General features: G+C 40.5%; 20 protein-coding genes and 1 riboswitch. Of the genes, 9 read left to right on the top strand and 11 right to left on the bottom strand.

Annotated elements, in window-relative coordinates; all coding sequences use genetic code 11:
- Positions 1 to 18 precede the first annotated feature (18 nt).
- The 5 genes from G476_RS0108435 to G476_RS21565 form a co-directional block, all read right to left on the bottom strand.
- Positions 19 to 1,866 carry a bifunctional homocysteine S-methyltransferase/methylenetetrahydrofolate reductase gene (locus tag G476_RS0108435; RefSeq protein WP_156906537.1) on the bottom strand — a complete coding sequence of 616 codons (1,848 nt, stop codon included), beginning with the start codon at positions 1,864 to 1,866 and terminating at the stop codon, positions 19 to 21.
- Positions 1,867 to 1,880: 14 nt separating this feature from the next.
- Positions 1,881 to 3,032, bottom strand: coding sequence for a cystathionine beta-lyase (gene metC / locus G476_RS0108430; RefSeq protein ID WP_035186297.1), 1,152 nt, complete (start codon positions 3,030 to 3,032; stop codon positions 1,881 to 1,883).
- Positions 3,032 to 4,150, bottom strand: a complete 1,119-nt coding sequence (locus G476_RS0108425) for a methionine biosynthesis PLP-dependent protein (protein WP_026689710.1) — start codon at positions 4,148 to 4,150, stop codon at positions 3,032 to 3,034. Before G476_RS0108425 ends, metC begins: the two co-directional genes overlap by 1 nt.
- Before the next feature lie 80 nt (positions 4,151 to 4,230).
- Positions 4,231 to 4,334, bottom strand: a riboswitch (SAM riboswitch).
- Between the two features lie 95 nt (positions 4,335 to 4,429).
- Positions 4,430 to 5,050, bottom strand: coding sequence for a fumarylacetoacetate hydrolase family protein (locus G476_RS0108420; RefSeq protein WP_026689709.1), 621 nt, complete (start codon positions 5,048 to 5,050; stop codon positions 4,430 to 4,432).
- The gene (locus G476_RS21565) at positions 5,037 to 5,786 is read right to left on the bottom strand and encodes an HAD family hydrolase (protein ID WP_205620292.1); all 750 of its coding nucleotides are present in this window, start codon (positions 5,784 to 5,786) and stop codon (positions 5,037 to 5,039) included. The genes G476_RS0108420 and G476_RS21565 overlap by 14 nt, the downstream gene beginning before the upstream one ends.
- Positions 5,787 to 5,976: 190 nt before the next feature.
- Between G476_RS21565 and G476_RS0108410 the strand changes: the two genes are divergently transcribed.
- The 4 genes from G476_RS0108410 to G476_RS0108395 all read left to right on the top strand — a co-directional run bounded on the left by G476_RS0108410 (position 5,977) and on the right by G476_RS0108395 (position 8,899).
- Positions 5,977 to 6,774: an SDR family NAD(P)-dependent oxidoreductase gene (locus tag G476_RS0108410; RefSeq protein WP_026689708.1), complete on the top strand. Its 798-nt coding sequence runs from the start codon at positions 5,977 to 5,979 to the stop codon at positions 6,772 to 6,774.
- 67 nt (positions 6,775 to 6,841) lie between these two features.
- Complete coding sequence (locus G476_RS0108405; RefSeq protein ID WP_026689707.1) at positions 6,842 to 7,720, top strand: DMT family transporter; 879 nt, start codon at positions 6,842 to 6,844, stop codon at positions 7,718 to 7,720.
- A gap of 103 nt (positions 7,721 to 7,823) precedes the next feature.
- Positions 7,824 to 8,570 (top strand): protein-glutamine gamma-glutamyltransferase, encoded by a 747-nt coding sequence (locus tag G476_RS0108400; protein ID WP_084405678.1) that lies wholly within the window; start codon positions 7,824 to 7,826, stop codon positions 8,568 to 8,570.
- Positions 8,571 to 8,644: 74 nt separating this feature from the next.
- Positions 8,645 to 8,899 (top strand): hypothetical protein, encoded by a 255-nt coding sequence (locus tag G476_RS0108395; RefSeq protein WP_026689705.1) that lies wholly within the window; start codon positions 8,645 to 8,647, stop codon positions 8,897 to 8,899.
- Between the two features lie 100 nt (positions 8,900 to 8,999).
- Here the strand turns inward: G476_RS0108395 and G476_RS0108390 are convergent, their stop codons facing one another.
- The 3 genes from G476_RS0108390 to G476_RS21560 form a co-directional block, all read right to left on the bottom strand.
- Positions 9,000 to 10,352 carry a TldD/PmbA family protein gene (locus tag G476_RS0108390; RefSeq protein WP_026689704.1) on the bottom strand — a complete coding sequence of 451 codons (1,353 nt, stop codon included), beginning with the start codon at positions 10,350 to 10,352 and terminating at the stop codon, positions 9,000 to 9,002.
- A complete protein-coding gene (locus G476_RS0108385; RefSeq protein ID WP_026689703.1) occupies positions 10,352 to 11,740 on the bottom strand; it encodes a TldD/PmbA family protein in 1,389 nt (462 codons plus the stop codon). The genes G476_RS0108390 and G476_RS0108385 overlap by 1 nt, the downstream gene beginning before the upstream one ends.
- A gap of 120 nt (positions 11,741 to 11,860) precedes the next feature.
- Positions 11,861 to 12,127, bottom strand: a complete 267-nt coding sequence (locus tag G476_RS21560) for an HPr family phosphocarrier protein (RefSeq protein ID WP_035186294.1) — start codon at positions 12,125 to 12,127, stop codon at positions 11,861 to 11,863.
- A 137-nt stretch (positions 12,128 to 12,264) separates the two neighbouring features.
- Between G476_RS21560 and kapB the strand changes: the two genes are divergently transcribed.
- Together kapB and G476_RS0108370 are read left to right on the top strand one after the other, a co-directional pair.
- Complete coding sequence (gene kapB, locus G476_RS0108375) at positions 12,265 to 12,648, top strand: kinase-associated lipoprotein KapB (RefSeq protein WP_026689702.1); 384 nt, start codon at positions 12,265 to 12,267, stop codon at positions 12,646 to 12,648.
- A gap of 84 nt (positions 12,649 to 12,732) precedes the next feature.
- On the top strand, positions 12,733 to 14,118 hold the full coding sequence (locus G476_RS0108370; protein WP_245579646.1) for a hypothetical protein: 1,386 nt from the start codon (positions 12,733 to 12,735) through the stop codon (positions 14,116 to 14,118).
- A 795-nt stretch (positions 14,119 to 14,913) separates the two neighbouring features.
- Here the strand turns inward: G476_RS0108370 and G476_RS23265 are convergent.
- Complete coding sequence (locus G476_RS23265; RefSeq protein ID WP_084405676.1) at positions 14,914 to 15,936, bottom strand: peptidoglycan-binding protein; 1,023 nt, start codon at positions 15,934 to 15,936, stop codon at positions 14,914 to 14,916.
- A gap of 271 nt (positions 15,937 to 16,207) precedes the next feature.
- The gene (locus G476_RS0108360; RefSeq protein WP_026689700.1) at positions 16,208 to 16,531 is read right to left on the bottom strand and encodes a hypothetical protein; all 324 of its coding nucleotides are present in this window, start codon (positions 16,529 to 16,531) and stop codon (positions 16,208 to 16,210) included.
- 101 nt (positions 16,532 to 16,632) lie between these two features.
- Between G476_RS0108360 and G476_RS0108355 the strand changes: the two genes are divergently transcribed.
- The 3 genes from G476_RS0108355 to G476_RS0108345 are packed head-to-tail and all read left to right on the top strand — an operon-like array spanning position 16,633 to position 20,301.
- Complete coding sequence (locus G476_RS0108355) at positions 16,633 to 18,108, top strand: spore germination protein (RefSeq protein WP_026689699.1); 1,476 nt, start codon at positions 16,633 to 16,635, stop codon at positions 18,106 to 18,108.
- Positions 18,109 to 18,128: 20 nt separating this feature from the next.
- Positions 18,129 to 19,235 carry a GerAB/ArcD/ProY family transporter gene (locus G476_RS0108350; protein ID WP_026689698.1) on the top strand — a complete coding sequence of 369 codons (1,107 nt, stop codon included), beginning with the start codon at positions 18,129 to 18,131 and terminating at the stop codon, positions 19,233 to 19,235.
- Positions 19,213 to 20,301, top strand: coding sequence for a Ger(x)C family spore germination protein (locus G476_RS0108345; protein ID WP_026689697.1), 1,089 nt, complete (start codon positions 19,213 to 19,215; stop codon positions 20,299 to 20,301). Before G476_RS0108350 ends, G476_RS0108345 begins: the two co-directional genes overlap by 23 nt.
- 325 nt (positions 20,302 to 20,626) lie before the next feature.
- Here the strand turns inward: G476_RS0108345 and G476_RS0108340 are convergent, their stop codons facing one another.
- Complete coding sequence (locus G476_RS0108340) at positions 20,627 to 21,625, bottom strand: LLM class flavin-dependent oxidoreductase (protein WP_026689696.1); 999 nt, start codon at positions 21,623 to 21,625, stop codon at positions 20,627 to 20,629.
- Positions 21,626 to 21,686 lie beyond the last annotated feature (61 nt).

Here is a 21,686-nt window from a genome sequence, read left to right as displayed (position 1 = left end):
TCGTCCTTTCAATCCATGTTACCGGAGAGCCCCAATTTTTAAGGCTTCTTTTTCTTTGATGTGTTTGGTTAGCTGAACCGTCATTTCATAGCGTAAAAATGGTGTAATCAAGTAGATACCTGAGAAGTACTCTATTGCAGTATCCACTAATGATTGGGCAATACGTAGGCCTTCCCGTTCGCTAGCCACAGGATCGGAAGAAAATGCAGCCATATGGTTTCGTACTTCATCTGATAGTGTAATTCCTGGTACCTCATGATGAAGGAACTCTGCATTTCTACTACTAACTAAAGGCATAATGCCAATATAAACAGGAACGGGTAAATGTTTAGTCGCTTCATATACCTCTTTAAATTGTTTTTCGCTATAAACAGGTTGACTCATAAAGTAATCGGCACCTGCCTCAATCTTTTTTTCCAATCGTTTTACTTCACGATCCAAATGGCGTGCGTTTGCATTAAAAGCAGCCGCTACAGTAAAAGAGGTTTTCGCACCAAGATCTTTACCGGAAAAGGATATGCCTTCATTTAACTGTTTCATGAGCCTGATTAAATCCATCGACGACATGTCATACACACTTGTCGCTCCGGGAAAATCCCCTACTTTAGCGGGGTCACCTGTAATCGCCAATACATTATGAATACCTAGGGTGTGTAATCCAAGTAAGTGAGATTGTAACCCAATCATGTTTCGATCTCGACAAGCAACATGCAAGAGGGGGTTGCCGCTCGTTTGTTGTTTTATAAGTGAACCTAATGCCAAGTTATCAATACGTGAAGAAGCTAGTGAGTTGTCTGCCAATGTGACCGCATCCACACCTGCATCTGTAAGTGCTTGTGCCCCGTCCATAAACGTTCCTGCTTGAGAAAGGGCTTTTGGTGGGTCTAACTCAACAATGATACTTGTTCTCGTTTTTGTTTGATCCGGTATTCTTTCTGTGTTTAAACTCGGAACAGTGGATACAACCGCTTTTTCTTTCCCTTTGACAACCTTCTCTGTTCTAGGACTAAGCTGTTTTTCCACAATGGCTTTGCGAATCTCTCTCACGTGTGCAGGTGTTGTTCCACAACACCCGCCAATTAATCGAACACCTTGGTCGATGATTGCTTCTGTCATATCCCCGAAATAGGACGGATTGGATTGATAAAAATACTTCCCGTCTCGGACATTGGGAAGACTGGCATTCGGGTAAACACACAGAGCAGCTCTCTCCAATAGCGGTACTTCCTCCAATGACCGTAGCATATGGTAAGGTCCCATCCTACAGTTTAATCCCACCACATCTGCCCCAAGCTCTTCTAATTTAAGGAGTGCCTCTTTAAGTGAAATGCCTCCTTGTAAGACACCAATGTCACCTAAAGTAACTTGAGCGATAATTGGTCTATCTGTATGGGTGCGAATCGTGCTCACCAATGAGCACAGTTCATCAAAGTGATAAAAGGTTTCAAGCAGAAAACCGTCAACTTCGTTTTTTAGAAGAACTAGCGCTTGTTCTTCCAAGCTCCGGTGAATGTCTTCCGGCTCAAATTCCTGTGGGTGAATATAGCCTATGCCACCGATCGTACCGAATACATAAGCGTTATTACCGGCTTTATCTTTAGCGATTGACACCGCTTTTTCATTAATTTCATCTACTCGATTTTCAAGATTGTACCTTGCAAGCTTTATGGAATTCGCCGCATACGTATTCGTTTGAATGAGATCTGCACCTGAATCTAAGTACTGTTCATGAATCGCTCCAATTTTTTCAGGAGACGTGATGTTCAACTTTTCAAAACATCCGTCATATCCATCTTGATAAAGAAGCGTTCCCATAGCCCCGTCTCCAACTAAAAGCCCTTCTTTGATTCGTTCTATGAAATTCACTGTCATACTCCTTCCTATAATGCTTGTTCTAAGTCTTGGATTAAATCATCCGTCTTCTCCAGCCCCACGGATAGACGAAGCAAGCCATCTGTGATTCCACGCTTGTTTCTCTCAGCAGCCGGCATAGCGGCGTGAGACATTTGAGCAGGATAAGACAAGATGGACTCCACGGCACCGAGACTGACTGCAAAAACCGGTATTTGAACCGATTCAACTACTTTTTTCACATGAGATCTGTCTTTTAATTCAAACGAAAGAACCGCTCCAGGGCCGTCCGCTTGTAACCGTTGTTTTTCGTATCCTGGGTGATCGTCTAACCCTGGGTAATACACTCGTTTTACATCTGGGTGTTTCCTTAACCATTTTGCTAGCTTAAGAGCGGATGTTGACGAAGCTTCCATTCTGGTATGCATTGTCTTCATGCCTCTCATAATCAACCAACAATCCTGAGGCCCTAAAATGGCACCGAAACTGTTTTGTAAAAAGCGAAGTTGATTTGCAAGGGAATGATCGTTGACCACCGCGAGCCCGGCAACCACATCACTATGACCACCGATAAACTTGGTAGCACTGTGAACGACGATATCTGCGCCTAAATCGAGAGGGCGTTGTAAAACCGGTGTCAAAAACGTATTGTCCACGACACTGATGCAACCGTGAGCCTTAGAGATTTCTGCTATCTCCTTCACTGGCGTAATCTTCATCGTCGGATTAGATGGTGTCTCCATGTAAATCATTTTTGTGTTCGGTCGTATGGCATCTTCCACACTCGAGATGTCGGTCATGTCAACGAAAGTATGTTCAACGCCTAAGCGAGTGAGTACTTCCGTTGTCATTCGATAGCTGCCTCCGTATACATCTTCTGTAATAAGAAGGTGATCTCCAGCAGATAAAAGCATAAAGGTTGTAGATATGGCGGCCATACCGGAAGCGAATGCAAAGCCTTCCGATCCATTTTCAAGTCCCGCTATGATTTCTTCCAGTGCTTCTCTGGTTGGGTTACCGGACCTTGCATAGTCATATTTTCCGAATTCGTCCAGGTTCGTTTGATGAAACGTTGATGCATGCTGAATAGGAACACTGACAGCACCTGTGTGACGATCGTGCTTATGGGAGTGATGTAGCAGCCTTGTCTGTATGCTCAGGTCCTCTTTTTTTGTAAGCATCAACAATCCTCCTTTATAAAAGCAGCGCTTAACGCTTGATCCAAGTCATGAATCAGATCTTTTGCCGATTCAATTCCTACAGAAAAACGAAGCAGACGATTACACACGCCAAGCTCATGGCGAATGGATTCAGGAATGTCACCGTGTGTTTGTGTCGCAGGGTAAGTCATTAAACTCTCAACACCACCGAGACTCTCGGCAAAAGTAATCAATTTAAGGTTTTGAAGGAGGGGATTGACCAACCGTTCCTCTGCCACTCGAAAAGATAACATCCCTCCATGACCAGGGTAGATAACATCACTGATATGTTCGTGCTCTTTTAAGTATTGAGCTACAGTACGAGCATTTTCTTGGTGCTTTTCCATTCGTAAAGGTAAGGTCTTCATTCCTCGCATCACAAGCCAAGAATCAAGTGGAGAAAGAATTGGACCTATGCTGTTGAAATAGTAAAAGAGTCGTTCTGACAGCTCTTCCCCCTTAGTTACGACTAATCCAGCAATCACGTCATTATGTCCAGCCAAATACTTAGAAGCACTATGAATGACAATATGAGCTCCTTTTTCAATTGGTCTTTGAATGAGGGGGGTGTAAAACGTATTATCAACGATTAATAGCAAATTGTTTTCTTCCGCCAAGCTGCTAAATGCTTCAAGATCTGCTTCATGCATAAGGGGATTTGTTGGCGTTTCAATGAACAATGCTTTTGTATTCTCGTTAATAAGATTACGAAAAGAGTCCGGGTGTCGACCATCTGCATAATGAAACGATAACCCCCATCTTCTCCAGCCTTCTTCAAAGAGACGGTACGTACCTCCATACAGGTCACTGGAAGCAATAATCTCATCTCCACTTTCAAACAGAGACAAAACAACTTGAATTGCAGCCATGCCTGATGAACAGGCAAATCCCCGCTCTCCCCCTTCTAAATCGGCGATGGCCTCTTCCAGCACTTGTCTAGTTGGATTTCCTGTTCTCGAATAATCGTATCCGGTAGATTGGCCGATTCCTTCGTGGCGGTAGGCTGTGGAACAGTAAATCGGTGTACTCACAGCTCCGGTTCTTTTATCTTGTTGATTTCCGATTTGAACAAATAACGTTTCTAATTCGTTTCTACTCATTTAAAAGCCCTCCACGAGAAAAATAAAAAACCTTCCCCTTATTGAGATAAGAAGAAGGTTAAAAAATAAAGATCAGCCTCTTCTTATCTTTGCACGAACATTTCGTGCAGGAATTAGCACCTGACCGTTTTGGTTGGTTGCTGAGACTTCATCGGGCCTTTCCCTCCGTCTCTCGTGATAAGAAAAAATAAAATATTCAATTAACTTTTATGTTGCTCCCTATTGTAGCTTAGTAAAAAAGAAATTACAATACTTAAATCTATGACTTGTTTAGATCATTCATGCAATCGTAAATCGTCCCTTTCCTTCTTCACCCCACCGAAGAAGGAATTCGTCATGTGCATTTACTTTCCCAACCCCTTCAGGAGTACCAGTAAATAGGATATCTCCCGGACCTAATCCGAAAAGGTCGTTACACTCTTCTATGATCCGCTTAAAATCAAACAACATGTTTTGAATATTCCCTCGCTGAATTTCTTCTCCGTTAATGTGCAGTGTAAAATCCGTCTCTTTACAAGAGTTCATGCCAGGGAATGACCAAAAGTCGGTAATCGCTGCACTATTTTTAAACCCCTTAGCTCGTAACCAAGGATGGCCTTTTTCTTTTAATCGTTGTTGTTCCTCTCGCAATGTGAAATCAATTCCAAGAGCCATTTTCTCCACTACATCTTCTACTGCGAATGATTTTGGTACATCTTGTCCAATAAAAAGAACGATTTCTGCTTCATAATGAACCTCTCCTCGGTCAAATGGAAGTTCAATTGTTCCTCCGTTTGCTTGAACAATCGACCTGGTCGGCTTTGAGAAAAGAAGTGGCCTACTCGGAATATCATTTCCTAGCTCCTCAGCATGCTTTACAAAGTTACGCCCCACACAATAGATATTTTTAATATCGTTCACCTGTTTCTACCCCCTTCACTTGAAAAATACCCTTTTCATTTTTCAAGTCATCATAAAACTGTTCAAGTGTTCCTTGGTCATCAATGCGGAAAGAAGGTTCTCCCCTGTCAATGACATTCCCCTCAACAAGATATGTTTTCATTCCTGTCTCGCTTGCTGACATATCTTCTTGTTTATCATTTCCGACCATCACACAATCTCTAGGATCAACGCCTAATACTTCGCAAATAGACTCATAATATTCTACATGAGGTTTTGTATAGACACTTTCTTCATAAACCGTTACCAGTTCAAAAGGAATGTGGGATAAACCTGCCCATTCTATTCTATGTTCAATTGCGGCTTTAGGAAAAACGGGATTTGTAGCTACTGCTACACGGTACCCTTGATCAATTGCTTGTTCTACCACGTCTTTGGCTAAAGGTGTGGGCGTGCTTAGATGAGAAAATGTTGGGAACACGTCACGATAAAAAAGATCCAACGTAGGCCAAATATGTTCTTTCTCCACCGGGATTAATGATAAAAACGTCTCTTCAAACACTTGTTCATTCGTTTTTGTTCGATCTTTGTTTTGCACCATTGCTTGTGTGCCTGCCCAAAGGGATTTTACAAAAAGGTTTGGGTCAACAATATGAGCCACTTGAGGTGCCAGTTCCTTTATGTAGTTCTCTACAAAAGCTTCCGTATCCATAGGAAGCAAGGTTCCATCCAAATCAAATAAAATAACGTTCACCATTATAAAACGCCTCTTTTCATTGAGCTGATTCAACCCAGATTATACCATGGTCCATACTTGAGGTGTTTAAATTTGGCTTTTGTTTTGTTTGGAGCCTGCATAAAAAGGTTACTTACCATGTATAAACACAGGCATTTGAAAAAGGAATATATCCTTTTTCAGTGGCATAAACAACGAGGAGGAAAATACAATGACCTTTGACCAACAAGGATGTAAAGGAAAGCATATACTTATTACAGGTGCCACTGGTGGCATAGGTTGGGCAACTGCCTTGGCGGCTGCTAGATCAGGTGCCTCAGTTACGATTACCGGGAGAAACGAAGATAAGCTACATGAATTAAAAAAAGAAATCCAAAAGTCCTCTTCACAGACACGTGTATTTGTTCACCCTTCGGACTTGACGAATGAGGAAGACCGTCAGCATCTACTAGACTATGCGATTCATGAGTGTGGTCCGGTTACAGACTTAGTCAATTGTGCAGGGATTGGCGGTGGAGATGTGATTGAACATTTAAGAGAAGATGACCTTCGCAACATTATGGAACTAAATTTTACTTCAACAGTGTTATTTACTCAAAAGGTTTACAAGCAAATGATTAACCAAGGATCCGGTGCAATCGTAAATGTCTCCTCCCTATCTGGACTGAGAGGAACTTACGGTAATAGTGCCTATAGTGCTTCAAAATTTGCCCTAATTGGTTTTACTCAGTCTATTGCAGTGGAGGCAATCAAACATAATGTTCGCGTAAATGCCGTTTGTCCCGGTTTCGTTAATACTCAAATGGCTAGGAACGCCATTACACGAAAAGGAAAACGTTCGAATCGCTCGTACGAGGAGGAGCTTGAGATGGTGAAACAAAACTTGCCTTCAGGGCGATTAACGGAACCTGAAGAAGTAGCCAACTCAATCTTGTTTCTTTTATCTGATGCAGCAGAAAACATTGTAGGAGAATCACTAAAGCTCTCAGGAGGAAGTGTGATGAGATAAGGTGGTCACTGGTTACATCATCCTTTCATAGGCTAATCATACGACTGACATTTGAGGGTGAAGAGCCATGGGTTTTTTATTCGCTTTTATATCTGCACTTTGCTTTTCAAGTACAAATATTGTTTTGAAAAAAGGAATGACCCATTCTCCTACGAACGGATTATGGGTCATTACGCTTATCAATGTTTTGGTTTTAGGTATGGCTACTCTTATTACAATGTTCGTTACCCATTTGCCCGACATGAATGCGCGTGGAATCGTCCTTTTTGCCGTAGCCGGGTTTTTAATAAACGTCATTGGAAGGCCTCTTTTATATAAAAGCATTCGGATAAACGGTTCTTCTAAAGCAGTAGCCATCAAGAACTCTGCACCAATATTCACTTTGGTGTTTGCCCTTGTATTTTTACAAGAGCAAATTGCCTTAATGCCTATGATCGGAATTGTGTGTATCTTTACAGGCCTCTTTATTATGGGTTTTTTCACCTTCAGAGAAACCTCAGTGCGCGGTCTAAGGTATGGGTATATGTATGCCTTTCTTGCTGCGATTGGATACGGAATTGGTCAGGGCCTAACAAAAGAAGCCATGAACGTCATGTTGGAACCTGTGTTGGGTGCCTTTATCGGTACGATTGTAGCTCTGATCGTCTTAACTCTATATGAATGGAAAATAAACAGAGAACCACCTCACATCTTTATCAAAGTAGCTTTTTCCTACCCTCACTATATATGGGCAGGAATATTAACCGGATTTGCTCTCCTTTTCTTTTACCTGTCTACTTCACTCATTTATGTAAGCTATTCAGTAGCCATATTAGCCGTCGATCCTGTAATTACTGTCATTCTTGGAAAGCTATTTCTAAAAAAAGAAGAGAACATTCCCACTATCCTTTTCATCGTAGGGATATTTGTGTTTGTTGGTGCCGGGCTGATTTCACTGTTCGGATAAAAGAACATAATTAAGTGGTAAGTATTCGAATATCAGTCATATCCTTTAACGTACACAACGGTTCTTTGCTCGCTTCGTAGACTCTTACATCAAAGGAGCGGATATGATGATTAGGATTAACGGTCGTAATCTCGATCTATCTACCGTGAATACAGCTGAGCTCATACCTGAGCAACGCAAGATCTTGAATCTAATGGTGGATTATAGAGATGTATATGATTACACTTCATTACATGAGTTGTATTTTGAACTTTATTTACGCGTTCATATTATGCGTGCAGCAAGTGGATTGAATAGTAGTGGGGCGTCTTTTGCCACCTTTACTACGTCATTTTGCAATGAATATGTCTGGTATCGTACACGCCGTGGCGGCTTTTACCTACGTCCTGAAATCCCTCCCCATGTGGGGATTAACGATATTTTTGCAAATGGATCTTATTATGCTTTTGAATGCGCTGTTGCTATTATTATTGTTTATTATAAAGCTGTACTTGACGCATTAGGTCCGATGATGTTTAATCGCTTATTTCCTCACATTTATTTGTTCTCTTGGGAAGCTGATCGAGATTTGGGGTTGGCAGGACATGTGAGCACAGACTATATTCCAGGAGACTGCGTTTACTTTGATAGTCCCGAATACAACCGTGCAACACCGGAATGGCGTGGGGAGAATGCGATACTTATGAACGGAGACTTGTATTTTGGGCATGGTATCGGAATTGTTCCCGCAAAAGAAATTCTTGATTTCTTGAACTCAAAAAGGAGACCTTTTGCAACGCGATCGGCCTTTTTAAACAACTTTATCGTTCGCCCAAACTTCCGTTATTTGAGCCAGTTTTATAGAAGATAAGTGAACCGTTCTTTTGTAGCATGAAATAAGGGTATGTTATAGTAAAAGTAGAGATTACGAAGAGGTGATGATGGATGTTTCAAGCTGGTGAAACCGTTTACGTGAATAAGCATGGCCGAACGGAATATGTAGGTAAAGGGACAGTCATGGATACGTGTACAGAAGAACAGGACCTAGAAAAGTATATAAAAGAGACTCACCCCTTTTATGACACATATATGTCTTGGATAAGAAAAGGAAAAACGTTGTTTATCGTGGACTTGGAGAACAACATCGGCATTGCGGGATTTTTAGAGCAGGAATTATCACATGAATTAGTAGAAGTATAAAAGGAACCCCTTGAAGGTCACTCGTCTTCAAGGGGTTTTACTTTATTTTTAAGTTAGTCTTGTTACTTAAGCATGAATGATGAGCCGAAGGACAGGTTAATTATTTCCCACCTACACTTAACTTAGAAACCTTTAAACTCGGTGAACCAATCGCTCCCCCACTTGGTAGCTCTGTTTCAAGATCATTTCCTACAGATTCAACGTCATTTAAAAGTGAAAAGAAATTTCCTGCGACTGTAATTTGGTTTACCGGACGAAGGATCTTCCCGTTTTTAACAAGATAGCCGTGAGCGGCCAAGGAGAAATCACCTGAAATTGGGTTTGCACCAGAATGAAGACCTTGTAAACTCGTAATCACAATAGCTTCTTTACTGTTGGATACGATATGATCAAACGATTCTTCCCCTGCTTTGATGTACAGATTAGATGGCGATATGCCAATCGTTCCTTTGTAAGAGGCTTTTGATGCGTGACCGGTTGAAGAGACACCATCCTTCTTTGCTGTTTTTCGATTATGCAAATAGGTTTTTAAAACGCCTTCTTCAAGTACGTGTAAGGGTTTTGTCGGCACACCTTCACTATCAAAAGACCGACTTGAGAAGCCCTTAGTATCGTGCGGATTATCAATGATGGTGATGTTTTTGCCTGCTATTTTTTCTCCGACCTTGTTTGCTAAACGAGACTTGCCTTTATGCACGTTGTCTGCAGAAAAGGAACCAACAAACGTTTGAAGGAGAGCGGCGGCAGCTTTATTCTTAAAAATAACCGGATAATATCCACTTTTCACGGATTCGGCACCAAGATAACTCAATGCTTCATCCACTGCAACATTTGCAATTTTTTCTGCTTCAAAAGCAGAGAAATCCCTTGAAATCGCAAGTTTTTGAGCGCTCTTAATGTCTTCGTTGTCTTTTACAACGACGGAGACGAACACAAAAATTCCGTTTCCACGATCCATAACGTCTAATCCTTTTGAATTTGCAATTCTCTTATCTGATGAAAAGGATTGAAGCATGCAGTAATTCACACTTGATACTTTATTGCTTCTAGCAAAACATGCTTTCTCTACTTCTTTTAGAAAATCAATCTTCGTAGATGGGGAAACGTTCTCAAGCTCATCTGCAAATAAATCCAATGCAGGATAAGAGTCGGCTCCTGAATAAAGGTCTTCATGGTCTTCTGTATCGAGAATGAAAGCATTCTCTTTTGCGCCGTCTACTAAAAGTTGAACAGATGAATGATCAATTTTTTCTGTGTACGCATATCCCATTTGGCCGTTTATAAGACCGCGAAAAGAAAGACCGGCATCAGTAGCCAAAGTATAGCTGTCTACCTCTCCATTGTATACCTTAGTGCTGAATTTCTCTCCATTTGCGTAATAAAGTTCCATCTCTTCAAAGCCAGCTTTTTCCCCGGCTTGAAACAGCAATTCCTTGAATTGAGTAAGCTCCATTACGACTGCCCCCTTCCGCCTACCGTTATTTCACTGACGCGAATCGTCGGTTGCCCTACGTTTGCAGGAATGGAGCCACTGACAGATCCACACATCCCTTGTCCGTGAGCAAGGTTATTCCCTACCATATCTACTTTCTGTAATGTTTTAGCTCCGTTTCCGATTAATGTTGCCCCTCGAACGGGTTCAGCAATTTTTCCGTTCCTAATGATATAACCTTCATTTACAGCGAAGTTATAATCTGCAGTTGCAGGATTTACAGAGCCTCCACCCATATATTTGGCATAGATTCCAAACTCAGTATTGGCGATGATTTCTTCACGTGAAGATGTACCTGGAGCGATGAACGTATTTGTCATTCGGGAAGTTGGAGCATACTTATAGGATTCTCTGCGACTAGAACCGGTAGGATCCATCCCCATGCGCCTTCCCCCGAGCTTATCTATCAAGTAACCTTTTAATATCCCGTTCTCGATTAAAACGTTCTTACGTGTTCTTTCTCCTTCATCATCGATGTTTTGAGAACCCCATTCATTAGATAACGTCCCATCATCAATATAAGTGACAATATCCGGAGCCACTCTCTCACCCAACTTATCTGAAAATACAGAGTTCCCTTTTGCAACGGAAGTCGCTTCCAATCCATGTCCGCATGCCTCATGAAAAATAACCCCGCCAAATTCATTATCAATAATCACAGGAAACTGACCACTGGGACATTCACGAGCATGTAACATCGTGGTCGCAATCCGCGCTGCTTCGCGACCGTAAAAGGATAGATCAAGTTCATCCATTAATTCGAACCCTTTATGTGCACCGGGAGAATAAGAACCTGTCTGCATTTCAGAATTGTTTGAAGCAACGGCTTGCGCAGACAACCTAGTCCTTATTCGCCGATCTTCAATGAATGTGCCTTCAGAATTTGCGATTAGAACACGCTGATCCTCATCACGATAACCCACACTGACTTGTGAAATGGATGAATGGTATTCTTTTGCTACATGATATACTTCTCTCATTCGTTCAACCTTTTTCGTTTTCGCCACATCAAGTGGCGCGTATCTTATAGGATGAACAGAGTGAAACGTTTCCCCTCTTAATGGTAGAATAGTTGAGTTCCCTTCACCATTTAACGCTTGAGCTACTTGGTGTGTAATCTTTAATAGCGCTTCTTCTGAATGGTCGTTCGTATAACCATATACGCTGTTATTTCCTTGTAAAATCCGAATCCCGATGCCGAAATCCTTACCTGAGATACTTCTCTCTACTTTTCCTCCTACAAGCCCAATACTTGTATTCATTTTATCCTCTACAAACACTTCTGCAAAATCTCCGCCCGTTTCAAGAGCGGCATTCATGATCTTTTCTATCAATGACTTTGCTATCATTGGATCGCCTCCACTTTTTTGGTGAAAATTACGAGTCTTCTCATAATTGTAAAGGATGGAACGTGATATTTCGAGGACTAAAATAAATCCTCATGTACAAACATGAGGATGAAATCACCATTATGAATGGGTGTTTATGAATTTTTTGATTTCTTTATTAGCATATTCTGCGTCTTCTCCCTTGATTCGCACGATGAATGTTTGATTTCGTGTCGACGTAAAAAAAAGGTTCATGACACCGAGAACACTTTTCAAATTATAGGCTTTTTCATGTTTTATAATATAAATTTCACTGTCAAACAAACTGGTCACTTGGATAAATTCAAGTACTTTTTGAATAGAAAGCCGCCTTACTAACGTAAATTCATTCGTAATTTGTTCCACCATGCGTCCCCCCTTATAAAAAGATGATGACTATCGTAGGAGTATAGCAGGATTTTCCTTTACGTTTCTACAAAGATGTCAGATTATTTGCCTCATGTTTTTGATGTTATGTTATGATCATGTCACAGGAGGGATTTTCGATGAACGAAACATATCAAGTAGGCGAAACGGTAACCGGTATTTATAAAACCGGTAAATACATTGGTGAAATTACAGATATCAAGCAAGACCGCTATGTTATAAAAATTAAAGCGGTATTGAAGCATCCAAAACAAGGAGATCTTCATAACCCTAACCAAGTAGATGTTCCTCTCTTTCATGAAAGACGCGCTCTAAGTGAGAGAGAAAAGACCAACGTACCAAAAGCGTATGTAAAGCCTTTTGAAGGAGAAGTCCCTGAATATAAAGCATCTTTAAAAAAAGCATTACATGAAGAAATGGCTCACTTAGAAGACGAATCTACTGAATGGTCTAAGATGGCTTTGAATAACTTAAAACGCCTTGAGAAGGATTATTTTGATTAATAGGGGGAAAGGGTGTGAGCAAAGAACTTCTTTGCAAGAGCTCCCTTTTTCTTTTTGTTAATTATATATACCTGACCAAAGGAGATGAGTCCTACGTTCTCGAAGAAATCGTTATTTACTACATTAGGAATTCTAGCATATATAGGAGCGACCCTATACTTAATCAATCAATTTGTTCAAAACGATATCATCATGATTGTGATTAGTATGATTGGTGTTATTCTTCTGTTAAGTGCCTTCTTCTTTATCTCCGTTATTAGTCGAATAGTTGTTACGACCCTTGTACTCATTGGTAGTTATTGTATTTATATGGAAGAGAGCAACTTGACACACGCTTTCAGTGGTTTTGGAGAGAACTTTAACCTCCTTAGCCTCTTTTTGCTCATTCCTCTGATTGGAACATTTATGAGCTCAGCAGGGTATTTAAGCGCTCTCAAAGTCAAAGTGCAGGAAAAGGAAAGAAAAGGGGCTAAACATCCTTATCGCTTAAGCTATTTTCTAACCTCATCGATTGGTGTGTTATTAAATTATGGAGCAATGGCCATTGTTAAACGTATAGCAGAAGAAAGCTTTTCATCTTATCAGGATAAAAAGCTGACATTAACAATTATGCGAGCGTTTGGGTTTTGTATGCTATGGTCCCCATACTTTGTAAATGTTGGATTAATGCTTGTACTCTTTCAATTATCTTGGTCTGATATTGGTGGATATGCGATTTTTCTCGCTGTGATCTATTTACTCGTTTCTTGGCTATTCTTTTGCTTTATTCATTTTAAAGATGAGAAACAAGTTGAACACAAGACCAAAGGGTTATCCACATCACGACCGCAGTCCTTAACTCCCTTTTATATCTTTAGTATTGTCTTAGTTAGCTTGTCTTTTCTGCTAGATTGGGTGCTTCATGTAAACATGCTTACAGTGGTATCCTTAGTTGCTCTTTTTCTACCGTTTCTATGGGCAGTGGTAAGTAGAATCTTTCGCTCGTATGTACAAGATGTCGTGATTCAAGTTCAAGACACCTTCTTAAGGTTGAAAAATGAATTGGCCGTCTTTATTAGTGCAGGATACTTTGGAATGGCCCTATCCCAAACAGACTTTGGAACCTATGTTTCCGAGCAGCTGTTTGACGCCTCTTTTGGTTCGGTTTACTTGTTAAGTATGTTTATCGTTGGTCTTACGATTCTACTTTCGCAAGTAGGTATCCACCCGGTTATTATTATTATCGGGATCGGGAGCTCTCTATCTCCTGTAAAGTTCGGTGTATCACCTGAATACATGGCTATGATTCTACTCGTAGCATGGACAACTTCAACACAGATGTCTCCGTTCTCCGGTCAAGTTTTAATGGCGTCACGATTAATGGATCAAAAACCAATTCAAATCGTTAAGGAAAATGCTTCCTTTTCCCTTACCATAGCGTTCCTCTTCACCTCTCTTTTGTACATGATTCTTCGTTTTGGAATGATTTAGAGCCTTACAAAGAGGCTCTAAAAGGTAACGGGTTTCGTTTCCTATCACAAAACGTCAATTTGCAAGGGAAATGTAAATCAAAACGTAATAAATGTAGAGCCCTTTATTAGACTAGAGGATTAAAAACATTAGAAATAGCAAGGGTTTCTACCCTTGCTATTTTGCTTTTATTTCTTATTATTCGGATTGCTTATGACGAAGTATGCATACCAACTCTGCCTGCTCATATCACCTTTTGCTTAGGTATGAAATAGGCGGAGAATTTCCTCCTAATGTAGATTAAGGAGGTTAAGAAGCAGGAGATAAGAGGAGATATTCCGGTTAACTACTCTAAATAAGACAAAACATAAAGATTTGGATCATATAAGCGGAAAAACTTCCCTTATTATTAAGGAAATATGGGCATTTCTCAATTTAGTCGGAATTTCTCCCTTTATTTTTCAAACACAGTGAAATGATCGTCCACTTATAACAGTGCTTAATCAATATTAGCTGTTTATCCATTTGTAAGTAAAAATGTAGTGTCTTTTGTTGCGGTACACTGGCTATAGACAAATTGCATTACAAATCCCCCAAAAATATCAACAAAAATAGACCTTCAAATTTCCATACAATTTGAAGGTCTATTTGCTTTACTATTTTAATGTTTGCATTAGTTAACAGAACCCGTTACCCAAAAGGACGATTATTTCATTTTGTGGCCTCAGATCTCATTTCTAAACCTTCACCTTATCCACACATACATTATCTCTACTTAACTTATATGTTTAATGGGTTTAGTAATGCTATTCAGCATTATCTTTCAACGGTTATTGTAAGGTTTCTTCGACCGAATTGAATGGCTTCTTCCCTATTTGGCATGAAGATATCGATTTTGTTCCCTCTGATGGCTCCACCTGTATCTCCTGCAATAAATGTTCCATATCCCTCAACGTGAACGGTGCTACCTAAAGGAATCACAGAAGGATCGACTGCGACCACTTTTTTATCAGGGTTGCTTCTCAAGTCAAGACCGGTAGCCGTAATTCCCGAACAACCGTTACAGTAAGCTGTATAAGCTGTAGCTTCTACAGTCATTGTTTGTCCACCACTCGAAGTTGGTTTGCTTGAGCGGTCTGTATTATTGGAAGTGTTTGATGTTGACTCGGTGGCTACGTTATTTGAATTTGGAGTTTCATTTTTGTTCTTCGTTTCAGGGGATGAATTGGATGCTGACGCATTTTCATTTTCAGATGAAGATGCTGAGCTCGATGAAGAACCCTCATTGGAAGTAGTGGTGGTCGATGATGGTAGGGTAACAGAAGAGCGAGTCTGAATGGCTTGATGCAATTTTCCAAAGGTTTGAGGACCGGCTAAACCATCCACCGAGATCCCTTCGTTTCTTTGAAATTCTTTTACGGAACGATGTGTTACAGGTCCGAATTCACCATCTAAATGGCCAGTATAGAACCCGAGAATTGTTAAATCTCTTTGTAGAGAAATCACAGCTTCTCCTTGATCACCAATTTGTAATACTTGAAGAGCGCCTAACGTTTGTGGACCTGCAACACCATCTTGTTGAATGTTACTATCTTTTTGAAAAGCTAATACTGCTGAACGTGTCGTTTGATCATAAGTACCTTCATTCACTTGACCATCTATGTACCCTCTTTCAGATAAAAGTTCCTGAAGAATGACCACATGGTTATGGTCTTTCCCTTGCTGCAAAAGCTTATCACCAAAGGTGGAATCTGCTTTTGCTTCAACTGAACTGAGTACAAAAAATGCTCCAAACAAAAAAACAGCCAATGTGATACACTTTTTCGTTAATGAAGTCATGTTATTTCGTCCTCCTTCTTTTATATAAGATCACAATATAATAAAAGTGGGACGAATAGAATCACATTAGAACGAGTTTAACCAAACTGAAACAATACTGTAACCCTTATGTGACAAGGATCGTAGATTTCTCCGCGAAACGACTTCTTCCTTTAAATATCTCCAGTATTCGCTTTTTCTACATCCTAAAACGTTATATCATAATACTTTTCTCACAAGAACGTGTCGTATTTTGATCAATGCTACTCTATCTCTTTACATTTCGACATCATTATTCATTTAAATGAATTTCTTCAATGGCTTGTTTTGTCTCAGGCGTTCCAAGCTCATATAATGCTTTAAAAACATTGGACAACCCTTCTTGGTATTCATTCCGGTCTGCAATTGCATATCGATCATCGAAGTGCCTGAATGTAAGTAAATTACGTTCGTCTACATCGTGTGCCTGAGTTACCGTGAGCAAGTCTTGAAGGGCTTCCATTTCTTCTTCAGTGGCTTGAATTTCATATTGATAGCCAGATTCTGGAACTTTCATCTCGCTTACGGCATCCATACTGCTCGGATTCAAAGAAATATAATACGTCTTCTTCATCATAATCATCACTTCCCTTAATTGTTGGTAGGATAAGCATATTCTCTTCCGTTTTCACTCATAATACCCATAAGTCACCATGGACATTCGGGGAGTGAGGGTACATGGCTCAAAAACAGCAAAAAAAAGTCACGGACCTTCCTTCTCTTCTGTTAGAGCTTGGAAAGTCTGCTGACTTTATTCATGAAACGATGCGATTGCACAAAGGGAAAATCGATTTATATTATTTTAAAACCCTCGTTGATTTGTCACTGATGAAAAAAGATTTTCTTCCAAACATAAAAAAAACCGAATCTCCTTCACTTTATGATTTGGAGATGACCCTGCCTTTCAATCAGGTTGAAGTCTCTTCAGACGTTCAACTGATCGAAACAAAATTGTTGCAGGGGTGTGTGTGCATCCAAACACATGATAGCAATGTGGAAGCGATTATAGTTCCTCTTGAAGATGACAATTTACGAGACATTACAGTACCGGAAGTCGAGTTTAGTGTTATAGGACCTAAACAAGCTTTTATTGAACATCTACGAACGAATATACAATTGATTAGAATAAGGCTACCCATCAAAGAGTTTAAAGTCATTGAATTGCAAGTGGGCACACTTACCAAAACAAAAGTGGCTTTACTCTATCTTGATGGAATCGCTGATATGGAAAATGTCAACACGATGAAACAGCGTATTGAAGATATTGACTTTGATCACATTGATGATAGTTCCTATATCAACCAAATGATTGAAGACAGTTCAATGTCCCCTTTTCCTCAACTGATTGATACAGAGAGGCCAGACCGGGTATCTGCTGTCCTTTCGGAAGGGAAAGTAGCTGTCCTGGTGGACGGGTCACCTACAGCCATTACTGGTCCTACAACGTTCATTGAATTCTTTTCTGCTTTCGATGACTATTTTTCGAGATGGCATGTGTCGTCCATCATACGTATTATTAGGCTATTTGCCGTTACCTTTTCCATTTTCGCTACAGCCATTTATGTAGCTGTTTTAACTTATCACTCTCAGCTCATTCCAAGAGATCTCCTTGCAACCCTTATACAGTCTAGAGAAGCGATCCCATTTCCACCGATTATTGAGGCGGTCTTTTTGGAGCTTACTATCGAGCTTCTTCGAGAGGCTGGAGCACGCCTACCTACAAAAGTTGGTCAAACGATTGGTATCGTTGGAGGAATTGTTATTGGTACGGCTGCGGTTGAGGCTGGACTTACAAGTAATATCTTATTAATCATTGTCGCTCTGGCTGCACTTGCTTCTTTTACGACACCGATTTACCGCATTGGTAATACTATTAGACTTTTACGCTTCCCCTTTTTGTTTCTTGCTCAGCTTTGGGGATTGATCGGCGTTTTTATAGGGTTCGGATTTTTAATGGTTCATCTACTTGGCCTCACATCACTTGGGAGACCTTACTTGGAGCCGATCTTTCCACCAAGGCTAGCTGATTTTAAAGACTCGGTCATTCGATTGCCATTTAGTATGCAAAACAAGAGGCCAGAACAGCTTCGAACAGGGAATTCAACACGTTTTAACAAAAAGAAAGCAAAAGCACATCACGATATTGACGAATAAATGAGAGGAGAGATCAAGAGATGCAGCAACCTATACCAGCAAGAAACCTTGTCTCTCCCGTGATGGTGTTATTTTTAATTAATGCCATGCAAGTAGGTGTTGGTGTTCTCGGCTTCCCCCGTTATGTGGCAGAAGATATGGAGTATGATGGCTGGATCGCAGTTATAGTTTCCGGTCTGATTACCTCTGTTATGATTTGGGTAATCTACGATATTTTAAAAAAAGGAAATGGAGATATCATCTCCATTAACAAAGAACTTTTCGGCAAATGGCTAGGTCATACTTTAAGCTTTCTCCTTCTTACCTATTTATTGAGTGTCACAATGGTTGTATTGCGGACATTTACCGAAGTGATACAAGTGTGGATCTTTCCAAACCTTAGTACGTGGGCCATTACGGCCGTTTACTGTTTGTTAGCTTACTATTGTATCGTAAAGGGGTTTAGAGTAGTTGTCGGTGTTTGTTACTTTGGAGTTTTGTTGTCTCTCATTACCTATCTTAGTTTGATTGGTCCTATTGAATTTATGGAAGTGAGAGCCTTGCTCCCTGTTTTTAATCAACCAGCAGATACGTACCTTCCGGCAATTAGGACCATGGTGTTAAGCTACTTGGGAATTAAGATGGTATTTATTTTTTATCCATTTATTAAGAAGCCGGAAACAAGTTTGAAGTGGGCATTGTTAGGTAATGCACTAACCATATTCATGTACCTTCTCGTCTCTTTTGCTGCGTTCATTTATTTTAGTCCAAATCAACTTAGCGCAACAATTTGGCCATTACTAACCATGTGGCAAATTATTGAATTGCCTTTTTTGGAACGGTTTGAGTATTTGGCTATTCCAATTTGGGCTCTTGTGATTTTGCCTAATATTTGTCTTGGATTGTGGGCGACTAGCAGAGGATATAAATTGATATTTTCCATTAACCAACATCAAACACTCATCGTTTTACTTTTGGTCATCTTTTGTTTGAGCATTGTGTTTAATACTCGCGATTTAATCGATCGGTTAAACACGATTGTTTCGGAAGTCGGATTCTACATTACATATGTGTTCATCCCTATTTTATGGATCGTACAAAAGCTCCGTCATAAAGGAGGTAGCTATGAAACGAATCAAAGTGGTTAGCTTCTTATTTTCAATGCTTTTTCTTATGGGGTGTGTACCTACCGAGGTAATTGATGAACTTCAACTTATTCACGCTGCAGGGTATGATTATATAGACGGAGAGCAAGTAGAAGCAACAGTAAGTGTGCCTTCCTACAAAGGGGCGAATCAAAAAAATCCCGGGGTGATTGAAAGCGAAACCATTTCAGCCATCGGAAATACATCAAAAGACATACGGTCCCAGATGGATAGTAAATCACCTAAAAAGCTGGAAAATAGCAAGCTTGCATCCGTTCTTTATAGTAGAAAACTGTCCGAAGGTGGAATATTTGAACTCATCGACACCTTTTCGAGGGATCCTTCAGTTGGACAAAGAATGCTCCTGTTAGTTTATGAAGGAAACACCAGATCTTTATTGGAATCGCATTTAACCATTGAACCCGAAATTTCTCGCTATATAACCGAGCTGGTTGAACAAAACACAGAATACACTGATTTACCCAAAACGAATATTCATGTTTTTTTGTATCGGTACCACCAAGAAGGAATGGACCCCTTTCTCCCCTTTTTAGGCATGAGTGAAGACAAATTACAAGTAAAGGGCTTGGCTATTTTTAAAGGAGACAAAATGGTCTCTACTATCTCAATGGATGAGTCATTCTTGTTTAAGGCGTTAGTTGAAACGTTTAGTACAGGTACATACGAAATTCAGTTGGATAAAGAAGACTATGCTACCTTTATGAACCTTAAAGCAAGAACGAAATACAGCCTTCATTATGAAGTAGGATTACCGGTTCTGACGGCTAAAGTAAAGGCTGAAGGTGCTTTAAGTGAGTATTCAGGTAAAACACTCGATGAAAATAAAATTCAAGAATTCCAAGTTAAGCTTAAAGAAGAACTGAAAACTGAAATTGAACAATTAGTGAAAAAATTCCAAGAGTTAGATGTCGATCCCCTTGGACTTGGTTTTCAAGTTAAAACACGAACACGTGATTGGGATATGGATAGGTGGGCGTCATTATATCCCGATTTAAAGGTCAATGTTGAAGTGGAGACTACCATTACACACGGAGGCATTAGTGAGTAGAAAGTGCTGTTCGTCTTATAGCAATAAGCGGCTGGGACATAAAAAAAGTGTTTAGATATGGATCCGAACAATTCGCTGTTAGAGCGAATGAAATATACGTAGACTCCCTCGGGAAAGCGGAGGTTAGACCCCGTAGGGCAAAGGCATTGAAAAAGTTAAAGATCGAACTTTTTTAGTGCCTTTATTTGAATGGCAATGGCTCCACTCGGTTGCGCGCCTGATACGAGAAACCCACTCGTATCAGGCTTTCAAAACAGGCAACCGTTACGCTCATTGCTTCGAAGGCATTGAAAAAGTTAAAGATCGAACTTTTTCAATGCCTTATTTACTGTTCATGCACACCTTTTACAATTTTAAAGGATTTCAAGCGTTTGTGATGATCGTAGATTTGAGAATGAACGATCACCTCATCAGCCTCTGTATTAAGGACAAATTCTTCTAACCTTCCCTTCACTGTTTCTGAGCTTCCTACAATCGATGAAGCAAGTTGTCGTTCAACAGCTGCTTTTTCATGGGGCATGCATATCGAATCAAGACTTTCAATTGGTGGCTTAAGCGGCCCTGGCGTTCCCCTTGTGAGTTCAAGAAATTGCTGCTGTTGGGATGTGGAGAGCCATTTGGCCTCATCATCTGTGTCAGCTGCAATAACGTTAGCACCAACTATCACATATGGTTTATCGAGAACAGTTGATGGTGTAAACGAACTTCTGTATATATCTAATGCAGGAAGTGTATTCTCAGGAGCAAAATGACTGGCAAACGCAAATGGAAGACCTAACTCCCCTGCTAACCTCGCACTAAAACCACTCGAGCCTAAAAGCCAAATGGGAATATCAAGCCCTTCGCCTGGTACGGCTCGAACATTTACACCATTGAAAGGTTGAAAGTATGAGCGTAATTCTTGGACCATCCCCTCAAACTCCGCTCCCCCTTTTTCATCTCGTCTTAATGCTCGGCTTGTTTGATAATCGGTTCCAGGGGCACGTCCTAATCCCAAGTCGATCCGTCCTGGATAAAGGGATTCAAGGGTGCCGAACTGTTCTGCAATCACAAGAGGTGCATGATTAGGAAGCATGATCCCCCCTGATCCTACTCGAATCTTGTTTGTCGCCCCTGCTACGTGACCAATAAGGACCGCTGTGGCTGAACTGGCGATCCCGGGCATATTATGATGTTCTGCCATCCAGTAGCGGTAATACCCCAGCTCTTCAGCGTACTGCGCCAAATCCACTGTCCTTTGAAATGTTTCTTTAGCTGTTCCCCCTTGAAGAACAGGTGCTAGGTCTAACACAGACAACGTTACATCTTTTAAAGTCTTAGTCATACTTACATCCCCCTACACTTTACTTACGATAGTGAAAGTATAGTCTTGTACACATACTCGG

Source organism: Alteribacter aurantiacus DSM 18675, assembly GCF_000429705.1.
GTDB classification, from domain to species: Bacteria; Bacillota; Bacilli; order Bacillales; family Salisediminibacteriaceae; genus Alteribacter; species Alteribacter aurantiacus.
The sequence above is the reverse complement of the archived record's forward strand: the minus strand, read 5'-3'. Positions and strand labels throughout refer to the sequence as shown.